The sequence below is a fragment of the Bradyrhizobium sp. P5_C11_2 genome (genome assembly GCF_054049755.1).
In genome coordinates, this window is the sequence record NZ_JBFULT010000309.1 from 1 (window position 1) to 9,103 (window position 9,103).

The 9,103-nt window shown below is 62.6% G+C and carries 12 protein-coding genes and 1 pseudogene; 6 read left to right on the forward strand and 7 right to left on the reverse strand.

The features are described 5' to 3' along the window. Both ACXJL8_RS25265 and ACXJL8_RS25270 read right to left on the reverse strand, forming a co-directional pair. Positions 1–205 (reverse strand): annotated as a pseudogene (locus tag ACXJL8_RS25265) (glyoxalase); the annotation flags it as partial. Between the two features lie 73 nt (positions 206–278). Then, the gene (locus ACXJL8_RS25270) at positions 279–1,019 is read right to left on the reverse strand and encodes an SGNH/GDSL hydrolase family protein (protein ID WP_456618633.1); all 741 of its coding nucleotides are present in this window, start codon (positions 1,017–1,019) and stop codon (positions 279–281) included. 149 nt (positions 1,020–1,168) lie between these two features. Here ACXJL8_RS25270 and ACXJL8_RS25275 point away from each other — a divergent pair, with 149 nt between their 5' ends. Continuing rightward, complete coding sequence (locus ACXJL8_RS25275) at positions 1,169–1,630, forward strand: GbsR/MarR family transcriptional regulator (RefSeq protein WP_456618634.1); 462 nt, start codon at positions 1,169–1,171, stop codon at positions 1,628–1,630. A 63-nt stretch (positions 1,631–1,693) separates the two neighbouring features. Further along, positions 1,694–2,377, forward strand: coding sequence for a methyltransferase family protein (locus ACXJL8_RS25280; RefSeq protein WP_456618635.1), 684 nt, complete (start codon positions 1,694–1,696; stop codon positions 2,375–2,377). A 78-nt stretch (positions 2,378–2,455) separates the two neighbouring features. Here the strand turns inward: ACXJL8_RS25280 and ACXJL8_RS25285 are convergent, their stop codons facing one another. Further along, positions 2,456–3,352, reverse strand: a complete 897-nt coding sequence (locus ACXJL8_RS25285) for a LysR family transcriptional regulator (RefSeq protein WP_456618636.1) — start codon at positions 3,350–3,352, stop codon at positions 2,456–2,458. A 273-nt stretch (positions 3,353–3,625) separates the two neighbouring features. On the opposite strand from ACXJL8_RS25285, the gene ACXJL8_RS25290 reads away from it, so the two are divergent. Beyond that, positions 3,626–4,360, forward strand: coding sequence for an SDR family NAD(P)-dependent oxidoreductase (locus ACXJL8_RS25290; RefSeq protein ID WP_456618637.1), 735 nt, complete (start codon positions 3,626–3,628; stop codon positions 4,358–4,360). A gap of 15 nt (positions 4,361–4,375) precedes the next feature. Then, a complete protein-coding gene (locus ACXJL8_RS25295) occupies positions 4,376–4,969 on the forward strand; it encodes an NADPH-dependent F420 reductase (RefSeq protein WP_456618638.1) in 594 nt (197 codons plus the stop codon). A gap of 140 nt (positions 4,970–5,109) precedes the next feature. Here the strand turns inward: ACXJL8_RS25295 and ACXJL8_RS25300 are convergent, their stop codons facing one another. From ACXJL8_RS25300 to guaA, 4 genes are all read right to left on the reverse strand, one after another. Then, positions 5,110–5,493: a hypothetical protein gene (locus ACXJL8_RS25300; RefSeq protein ID WP_456618639.1), complete on the reverse strand. Its 384-nt coding sequence runs from the start codon at positions 5,491–5,493 to the stop codon at positions 5,110–5,112. Next, complete coding sequence (locus tag ACXJL8_RS25305) at positions 5,493–5,645, reverse strand: integrase (protein WP_456618640.1); 153 nt, start codon at positions 5,643–5,645, stop codon at positions 5,493–5,495. The genes ACXJL8_RS25300 and ACXJL8_RS25305 overlap by 1 nt, the downstream gene beginning before the upstream one ends. A 187-nt stretch (positions 5,646–5,832) precedes the next feature. Continuing rightward, a complete protein-coding gene (locus ACXJL8_RS25310) occupies positions 5,833–6,243 on the reverse strand; it encodes an SMI1/KNR4 family protein (protein WP_456618641.1) in 411 nt (136 codons plus the stop codon). A gap of 167 nt (positions 6,244–6,410) precedes the next feature. After that, entirely contained in the window at positions 6,411–8,009 is a 1,599-nt protein-coding gene (guaA, locus tag ACXJL8_RS25315) for a glutamine-hydrolyzing GMP synthase (protein ID WP_456618807.1), read from the reverse strand. A gap of 149 nt (positions 8,010–8,158) precedes the next feature. Between guaA and ACXJL8_RS25320 the strand changes: the two genes are divergently transcribed. Then, a complete protein-coding gene (locus ACXJL8_RS25320; protein ID WP_456618642.1) occupies positions 8,159–8,530 on the forward strand; it encodes a nuclear transport factor 2 family protein in 372 nt (123 codons plus the stop codon). 308 nt (positions 8,531–8,838) lie between these two features. After that, positions 8,839–9,103, forward strand: a 265-nt coding sequence (locus ACXJL8_RS25325) for a DHCW motif cupin fold protein (RefSeq protein WP_456685787.1), incomplete at its 3' end; no start/stop codon positions are given.

Genomic DNA, 9,103 nt, shown 5'->3' on the forward strand with positions numbered 1-9,103 from the left:
ACGGGTTGCTCCCCGGAGTGAGCCAGCCTTCCACCGCCTGCTGCAGGTGCACCTCGCCACCAACACCATCTGACAGCATCCGATAGTCTTCGTAGCCTTGATCGACCGGCCTGAAGAAGCCGAGCCTGTTCCACCACCGCTCCGCTGCATCGAGGTCGTTGCAGGGAATGATTGCGATCACGCTCGATGTCTGCCGCTCGTCCATGGCGCTGCTCCGTTGAATATCATGCAGTGATTGTACCTTGTGCCTTGCTCGTGACCTCGCTTCGAGGATCACCCTAGCAGGCGTCGATGAACTCTTGAATGCGATCCGCCACGATCCGTCCCACGCGGCTGTTCAGGTGCACGCCATCGGTATGGAAACGCCATCCATTCATGCGCGCGACCTCGTCGATGCTTCGCCGCAGCACGAGCACACGGAACGCGTCACGATAGAATGGCAAAAAACTGAATGACGTGAATGCCTGACCGGGTGAAGCGCGAAGCTCCTCCGCGATCGCTTCATAGAGTTCAATGTAGCGGCAGTTCTCCTCATCTGCGACGGCAGCCACGATATCGGAATATTCCTTGACCCGGCGGTTGAGCTCCTTCTGGAACGGGTCCTCCGAATCCAGGTTCTCGCCGATCGGGCAGAGTGAGCAAAGCCCGATATCTGCAGCCGCGTCGCTCTTCAGCCTGCGGGCCAGTTCGGTGAGGTTCTCGCGGAACCAGCCAGGCGACGGGGCGCATGGAAGGTGCTTCGAAATCGAGAAGAAGCGCCGCGCCCGCCTTGACACGAGGGCGAGGACATCGTTGCCACCAACCCAAACGACGACCTTGCCGGGACGACAGGCAAGCACCGCAGGCAATCGCTTGAGCGCATTGTAGGCCAGGTCACCACCGACACCGAAGTTCTCGAACTCAACTTGCGCATTGCGCGGCCGGGTGCGCAGCTCGGCGATCCAGTCGAAGGCCTGCCCTTTGCCTGCCGTGCTGCTCGATCCGAGGCACGCCACGGTTTTCTGCTCGACGACCGTCATGGTGCTATGGCTCCCGCCGAAGCGTGAACGCCGGCGACATGATGCCGATCCTGCAAAACACGGGCAACAGCGCACTGACAGGGAGGCATGAGCCCCCGCTTGACACTTGCAGCCGGCCTTTAATTCTATATATTCGGGATATGCCGAATATGTCAAACAAAACCAGCAGGGACGAGCAGCGGTTCACAGAGGACGTGGCACGGCTGCTCACGCCCTGGGGCGTACCGCCCGTCGCCGCCCGTCTCTATGGCTATTTGCTTCTCTGCCCTCGCCCCGTCAGCCTCGATCAGATCACCGAAGACCTCGGGATCAGCAAGAGCAGCGCAAGCGTCGCCGCTCGACTGTTGGAGAGTTACACGCTGGCGCGTCGCCATAGCGAACCTGGGACGAAACGCGCGCTTTATGCCGTAGCAGACGACTACGAAGTCATGGTCCGGCAGCAGAATCGTCTGCTCGACGCGTTGGCCGGGCAGTTGAACGCCGGGGCTGAAATAGCTGCGTCCAAGGCGGCAAGCGCGCGTCTCAGGGAGATGGCCGACTTCTATCGGGTCATGCGCGGCGCCATGGAGGACGCCATCAGCCGCTGGACGCGCGGCCGACGACGGCAATGAGGAATCCCGCAGCGGCGCTGACCGTGCGGAAGACTCCGAACCTTCGACGGGAAAGGCAGAAAGATGGGTCTCGTACTAAATCTCATCGTCCAAACGATCGTCTGGTTCGCCTTCATGGGCGCGATCATCTTTGGTGCTGCAGGCACGACGGACTACACCGGCGGGTGGTTCTATCTCGGAGTGATGGTCGGGCTCTCGGTCGTGTTTGGAACAACCATGGCGCGGGTCGATCCGAGCCTGCTCAGAGAGCGCCTCAAGCCGCCCGTACAGAAAGATCAGCCGCTCGCGGACAAGCTGATTCTCGTCCCAATCCTGCTCCTCATATTTGGAGGAATGGGCTTCATGGCGGCAGATGCGGCGCGCTGGCGCTGGTCAGCAATGCCATCTTCCGTGCAGTGGGCAGGCTGCGGGCTCCTCCTGGCGGCGATGTTGTTCATTTACTGGACCATGCGCACGAACAGCTTCGCGGCGCCGGTCGTGAAACTGCAAAGGGACCGCGGGCAGGCGGTCATCACAACAGGCCCCTATGCCATCGTCCGCCATCCCATGTATTTCGGCACGCTCTTCTACATCGCCGGGACATCGCTCGTGCTCGGCTCGTGGTGGGGACTTGCGACGGTCCCCATCCTCGCCCTCTTGTTTGGCATCCGGATCGGCGTCGAGGAGCAGACGCTGCGCGCGGGCCTCGAGGGCTATGACGACTACGCGCGCCGTGTGCGCCGGCGCCTGATTCCGTTCATCTGGTGAGACGGTTCATCCTGCATGGCAACGCGAGAACGATCGCCTGCTATTGCTGACGCAACATCGCCTTAGTATGACGCCGCGTCAGTCGCGCGATACGGACAGCCCCGCGAGAAGCGGCGCATACGCGGCGAGCCTGCGGGATACGAACTCGGTGAAGAGCCGCACGCGCTTGGTCTTGCGTGTCTCGCCCTGTGTGAGAAGCCAGAGCGTTCCGTACATGTGCAGGCCGGTGCCCGGCACCCTCACCAGCAGGGGGTCGGCATCGCCGACGAAGCACGGCAGTGTCGTGATCCCGAGCCCTTGCCGTACGGCAACGATCTGCGCTCCGGCATCTGTGACCCTGAACGGAACCTCGGCGGTGCGAACCTCACCCGCGCTGGCCCAATCCGGAATTCCGTGAATGCTGATGACGATCCACCTGACAGGATCAGGCGCGCCGGCACGCCACGCGGCCAGTCGATCCCGGGACATGTAGACGCCGCCGAACACCTCCGGTCCCTTCAGGCCGTGAAGATTGAGCGGCAGGGTTTTGCGGTCGTAGACGACGCGGATCGCCACGTCGGCCTCCCGGTTGGTCAGATTTGCCAGCTCGCCGTACGACAGGATCTCCATCTCGATGTCAGGATGCTGACGCGCGAAATCGGCGAAATCAGGCATGAGCAGGTGAGTCGCAAGCGGCGGCGCCAGCGTCACCCGCAGACGCCCGCGCACGCTCTGGTCGCGCCCAAAGACGCGCGTCTCCAGCTGGTGCGACGACGCTTCCATCTGGTCCGCGAACTCGAGGACCTCCTCGCCCGCAGCCGTCAGGCGATAGCCCGACGGCAACTTCTCGAACATGTGGACCCCGAGGCGTTCCTCGAGCTGGGCGATGCGTCGCAGCACGGTCGCGTGGTTCACGCCGAGGCGCTCGGCGGCAGCCCGCACCGAGCCGCCGCGCGCGACGGCAAGAAAATAGCGAACGTCGTCCCAGTCGATCATGGTGCAATCCCGCACCGCGCGGTGCGCCTTCCAAAGCCCGTACCTAACACATCGAACAGCAGTACAGGCAGTCTTCACAGCCTGTGCCGACGAGCGTGGCCCAATTCCGAACCGCGGATACCGATCGTCGCGGCTGGCGTCGGCCGCCCAGCCGGATCGATTTCGCACCACCGATGTGCGCGCTTCCGCACTCAACGCATGCCTCCCGCGGACCTATGTCGAGCCTCTCGGGGGCGTCCCCGAACGACCGAAGACGGAGTCTGAAAGGAAGTCATGGGAAAGCTTGAAGGTAAGATCGCAGTCGTCACGGGTGGATCGAGCGGCATGGCGCTGGCGAGCGCCAGGCGGTTCGTTGAAGAAGGCGCCTATGTCTTCATCACGGGCCGGAGGCAGGAAGCGCTCGACGAGGCCGTCAGGCTGATTGGCCGGAACGTGACCGGCGTGCGCGGCGACGCAGCCAATCTCGACGACCTCGACCGCCTGTTCGACACGGTCAAGCGGGACAAGGGCAAGATCGACGTCCTGTACGCCAGCGCCGGCATGGGCGAAGCCGTCCCGCTGGGCGAGATCACCGAGCAGCATTTCGATGCGACCTTCGGCCTGAACACGCGCGGCACGCTGTTCGCGGTTCAGAAGGCGCTGCCGCTGTTTCGCGATGGCGGGTCGATCTTCATGACCGGGTCGGTTGCGTCGGTGAAAGGTTTTCCCGGCTACGGCGTGTACGCGGCGAGCAAGGCGGCGTTGCGCTCATTCGCACGCACCTGGCTCAACGAACTGAAGGGCCGGAATATCCGGGTGAACGTGCTGAGCCCGGGGCCGATCGCCACACCGATGCAGGACCAGGTTCTCACCGAGGAAGCGAAGCGGATGTTCGAATCCCTGATCCCCAGGGGAACGATGGGTCGTCCCGAGGAAATCGCGGCGGTCGCGCTGTTTCTGGCGTCAGACGATTCGAGCTTCGTGAACGGGGTGGAGTTGTCCGTCGACGGCGGCTTCTCGGCCATCTGAAAAAGGAGGAGCATTATGAGCTACGCAATCATAGGATTCGGCAAGATAGGCCAGGCCCTCGCCCATGCCTTCGCCCGCAAGAACATCGAGGTATCAGTCGCGAGCCGCCGGCCGCCCGAGGCGTTGGCGCCGCAGGCTCGGGCGATCGGCCCCACGGTCGTCGCCAGGTCGCTGTGGGACGCACTCGAGGCCGACACCATCATCCTGGCAGTCCCGTTCGGGGAGCATCGCGAAGTTGCGAAGGCGCTGCCGAGCTGGAAAGGCAAGACGATCATCGACGCGACCAACGGGTTTGGAGAAGAGCTGGACGGTCTTCTGTCCTCCGCCGTCGTCGCGAAAGCGTTCACCGGTGCCAGGCTCGTGAAAGGCTTCAATCATTTGGGTGCGACCAAACTGGCGGCCGATCCGGTCGTCGAGGGCGGCCACCGGGTCGTCTTTCTCTCGAGCGACGACGAGGACGCGACCGCTCCCGTGGCGGCCTTGGCCAAGCAACTCGGCTTCGCACCCGTCAAGCTGGGCAAGCTCAACGAGGGTGGCGCGCTGGTGCACGCCCGCGGCCGCGTTTGGGGTCCGCTCATCTTCCAGGATTTGTTCAGGAAGGAGCAGTAATCGATCGACGACCGTGGGATTGACACCGAGAACCGGTCGCGCGCACTAACTTCTTCGAGCGGCGCGCGACCGAATATTCTCTATCGCCTGGGGGTGCGCTGCGGGTCAATTACAGTTCTTGAGCTTTCGGTGCAGCCGGATCACTTTTTAGTCGTGCCCTCAGATGGCTGCTCTGCCGACCCGCCGATTTTCTTCGAGACCACGTAGACGTCGACGCCGCTCATCGAACATTCCTCGCTTGATGCCTGGCTTTTCGTGATGACCTCGATCGTCTTGCCATCCTTGGTGTGAAACGTGATGTCGTAAACCTGCTGGTAGAGGTCTTTGCCGATCTTTTCGGATGCGAGACGAACGGCCTTGGTCTGCGCCTCGATCACTGATGGGATATCAATCAGGCCGGCGTTCTTGAGGTGCGTGAGGGCCATGTTCGTGGGCCAACTCGCGCAGTCCGGAGACTTCGCCAGAGCCACCGCAGCCGGCATAGCAAATATTGCGGCCATCACCACTTTCAACGCAGCGCGCATCAATGCACCACCTTGATCGTGTGGTCGCCACTTTCCCAGATCTGCTTGCGCCTATTGATGGGCAGGACGGCAACGTACATGCCGTCGCGGTCGCCGCGCCTGTAAAGCTTCTCGCCAGGCTTGAGCTTCTGAGGTCCCGTATCGGTCAACAAGGTATTCTCCGTTCGGTTCGCCGCCAGATACCATCATGGACCATGATGGTACAGAACCGACCGAAACGGAGCCCCTAAAAATGTGCCCTCGACACTCAGTCTCTAAAAGTTACTCCCACTCAATCGTCCTAGGCGGCTTGTTCGTCACGTCGTACATGCACTGTCGCGATCCAATCTGTCGAAGCCGCTACGAATCGGGGACTAAAACAGCGAGAAACGCCGGGAAGCTCGTCGCGACCAACTCGACGCGATCCTCGCCAAGCTCCTGTTCATGATCCCACCAATAGACGGCTCCCGTGCTCGGACCGGTGCGGCAATCCAAAAGGTAGAGGTTACCACCTTGGTCTTCGCCAACCGGCAACATCCCATCGGGAAGGACGTCGGCAACCAGTGCGTAACAACGATCGACCTGAAGATAACTTTTAGCGTCGCCAATTTCGAAGATGCAGCTCACATCCCAGTAGTCTGGATTGGTCGAGACGACTTGAACCGGACGAGATGGCTCTTCCCTGTGTGACCTCAGGAAGGCGCGATACGCCACGGGCAAGCTGGTCCCAAGCGCTGCTTCCAAACTCTCAATTCGTTGTTCGGCGTTCACGACGCGATGCTAGAACTCGATCCGATTTGGATCAATCCCCAGATGATCGTCTTCCTCCCGAACCGTTCAAGGTCGCAAAGAGCACTATAACGATCGATCTCCAAGACTTAGATCTGCTGCTCCTCGAACAGATACCGGGACGCGACACTGCGATATCGGACGTCGGATCACTCCCACTCAATCGTCCCAGGCGGCTTGCTGGTCACGTCGTACACCACCCGGTTCACGCCCTTCACCTCGTTGATGATGCGTGTGGCGGTCTCGCCCAGGAATTTCATGTCGAACGGATAGAAGTCCGCGGTCATGCCGTCCGTCGACGTCACCGCGCGCAGGCCGACCACGAAATCGTAGGTGCGGCCGTCACCCATGACGCCGACGGTCTTCACCGGGAGCAGCACGGCGAAGGCCTGCCAGATGTCGTCGTAGAGGCCGTGCTTGCGGATCTGGTCGATGTAGACGGCGTCGGCCTTGCGCAGGATGTCGAGTTTTTCGCGCGTGATGTCGCCGGGGCAGCGGATGGCGAGGCCCGGGCCCGGGAACGGGTGGCGGCCGACGAAGATTTCGGGGAGGCCGAGCTCGCGGCCGAGCTTGCGCACCTCGTCCTTGAACAGCTCGCGCAGGGGCTCGACGAGCTTCATGTTCATGCGCTCAGGCAGACCGCCGACATTGTGGTGCGACTTGATCGTCACCGAGGGGCCGCCGGTGAAGGAGACGCTCTCGATCACGTCGGGATAGAGCGTGCCCTGCGCCAGGAAGTCGGCGCCGCCGATCTTCTTGGCCTCCTGCTCGAACACCTCGATGAAGAGACGGCCGATGGTCTTGCGCTTGGTTTCGGGATCGGTGACGCCTTCGAGTGCGCCGAGGAATTGCTTCGACGCATCCACGTGCACGAGCGGGATGTTGTAGTGGTGGCGGAACAAATCGACCACCGTCTTGGCTTCATCAAGACGCAGCATGCCGTGATCGACGAACACACAGGTCAGCTGGTCGCCGATGGCTTCGTGGATCAGCACGGCCGCGACGGCTGAATCGACGCCGCCGGAGAGGCCGCAGATCACCTTGCCCTTGCCGACCTGCTGGCGGATCTTCGCGATCTCCTCCTCGCGGAAGGCGCGCATGGTCCAGTCGCCGGTGAGGCCCGCGATCTTGCGCACGAAATTGCGGATCAGCTTGGCGCCGTCGGGCGTGTGCACCACTTCGGGGTGGAACATCAGGCCGTAATATTTGCGCGTCTCGTCCTGGATGATCGCGAATGGCGCGTTCGGCGAGGTGCCGGCGACGGAAAAGCCCGGCGGCATCTTGGTGATGCGGTCGCCATGGCTCATCCAGACCTGGTTCTTGCCGCCTGGCGACCAGACGTCCTCGAACAGCTTGCTCGGCGCCTTCACCTCGACATCGGCGCGGCCGAATTCGCGGTGGTGGCCGCCCTCGACGGTGCCGCCGAGCTGCTCCGCCATGGTCATCTGGCCGTAGCAGATGCCCATCACGGGAACGCCGGAGGCGAAGATCAGCTGCGGGGCGCGGGGCGAGCCTGCCTCGTGGACCGACTCCGGCCCGCCGGAGAGAATCACCGCCTTCGGCTTCATCTCCTTGAAGGCTTCTTCGGCCTTGTTGAACGGGACGATTTCGCAATAGACGCCGTCCTCGCGGACGCGACGCGCGATCAGCTGCGTCACCTGGCTGCCGAAGTCGACGATGAGAATCTTGTCATGCGCCGAGGCCACGGAGGGCGTCGACGCGGAGCGGTCGTGCTGTGCTGCTGTCATGGCAAGCAAATACGCGACCATGCCCCCGCCCGCAACCGCGCGGCGCGCGCGCCCACATTCTTCTTTGGGCATGGACAAATCAATATAGGTAAGTATTATTGACCTAATATGCCTCGCAGCCAACCAAGGGGCCAATCAGGGAGGAAACCATGCCACAGCACCATCAGCCATCCGAGCTCGCAGCCCTCGGCCGGACCTGGGTCGAAGCCTGGAATGCGCGCGACCTCGAGCGCGTGCTCACGCTCTACGACGAGGCCGCGGAGATGACCTCGGACCGGATCCCCGCGCTGGGGTTCGACGCCAGCGGCACCGTGCGCGGCAAGGACGCGCTTCGGGCCTATTGGGGCAACGCGCTCGGGCTGGTGCCGGAGCTGCATTTCTCGCTGATCGATGTGTTCGTCAGCCCGGACAGCGTCGTGGTGTTCTACGCGAACGAGCGGGGCAAGCGGATCTGCGAGTATCTGCGGGTCAACGCCGCGGGGCTGATTGTGCAGGGATCGGCGAATCATCTGGTGCAGTGAGCGCCTCGTCCACCGCCGTCATTCCCCGCGAAGGCGGGGAATCCAGTACGCCGCGGCTTCTCGATCAACCACGGACGTCTCGGAGTACTGGATCGCCCGCCCCAGTGCGCAAGTGCGCACAAGGCGGGCGATGACACCGAGAGTGAGGCACGAGCGTGCCTCAAGCTCGTCATTGCGAACGCAGCGAAGCAATCCAGACTGCCTCCACGGCTGCATCACTGGATTGCTTCGCTGCGCTGGCAATGACGGAGACTGCGGCGACGGCGTGCGATAACAGAAGCACTGCCGGCTCTGACATAGGATTCCCCATGAAACTCCCCACCTCCCCCTTCACCGTCACCGACTGGAGCAAGGTCGAGCCGACGACGCATCCAGGCGAGACCGGTCAAGCCCASTGGCGGACGCTGAACATCGGCGATCTCCGGGTGCGGATGGTCGAGTATTCGCCGGGTTATCTCGCCGATCACTGGTGCGACCGCGGCCACGTGCTCTACGTGCTGCAAGGCGAGCTTGACAGCGAGCTGCGCGACGGGCGCAAATTCAAGCTGACGGCGGGGATGAGCTACCAGGTCT

What these genes read in the sequence shown, in the direction of transcription:
- ACXJL8_RS25270 (WP_456618633.1), bottom strand. Translation starts at nt 1,019, where the DNA reads ATGACGGTCGTCGAGCAGAAAACCGTGGCGTGCCTCGGATCGAGCAGC.
- ACXJL8_RS25275 (WP_456618634.1), top strand. Translation starts at nt 1,169, where the DNA reads ATGTCAAACAAAACCAGCAGGGACGAGCAGCGGTTCACAGAGGACGTG.
- ACXJL8_RS25280 (WP_456618635.1), top strand. Translation starts at nt 1,694, where the DNA reads ATGGGTCTCGTACTAAATCTCATCGTCCAAACGATCGTCTGGTTCGCC.
- ACXJL8_RS25285 (WP_456618636.1), bottom strand. Translation starts at nt 3,352, where the DNA reads ATGATCGACTGGGACGACGTTCGCTATTTTCTTGCCGTCGCGCGCGGC.
- ACXJL8_RS25290 (WP_456618637.1), top strand. Translation starts at nt 3,626, where the DNA reads ATGGGAAAGCTTGAAGGTAAGATCGCAGTCGTCACGGGTGGATCGAGC.
- ACXJL8_RS25295 (WP_456618638.1), top strand. Translation starts at nt 4,376, where the DNA reads ATGAGCTACGCAATCATAGGATTCGGCAAGATAGGCCAGGCCCTCGCC.
- ACXJL8_RS25300 (WP_456618639.1), bottom strand. Translation starts at nt 5,493, where the DNA reads ATGCGCGCTGCGTTGAAAGTGGTGATGGCCGCAATATTTGCTATGCCG.
- guaA (WP_456618807.1), bottom strand. Translation starts at nt 8,009, where the DNA reads ATGACAGCAGCACAGCACGACCGCTCCGCGTCGACGCCCTCCGTGGCC.
- ACXJL8_RS25320 (WP_456618642.1), top strand. Translation starts at nt 8,159, where the DNA reads ATGCCACAGCACCATCAGCCATCCGAGCTCGCAGCCCTCGGCCGGACC.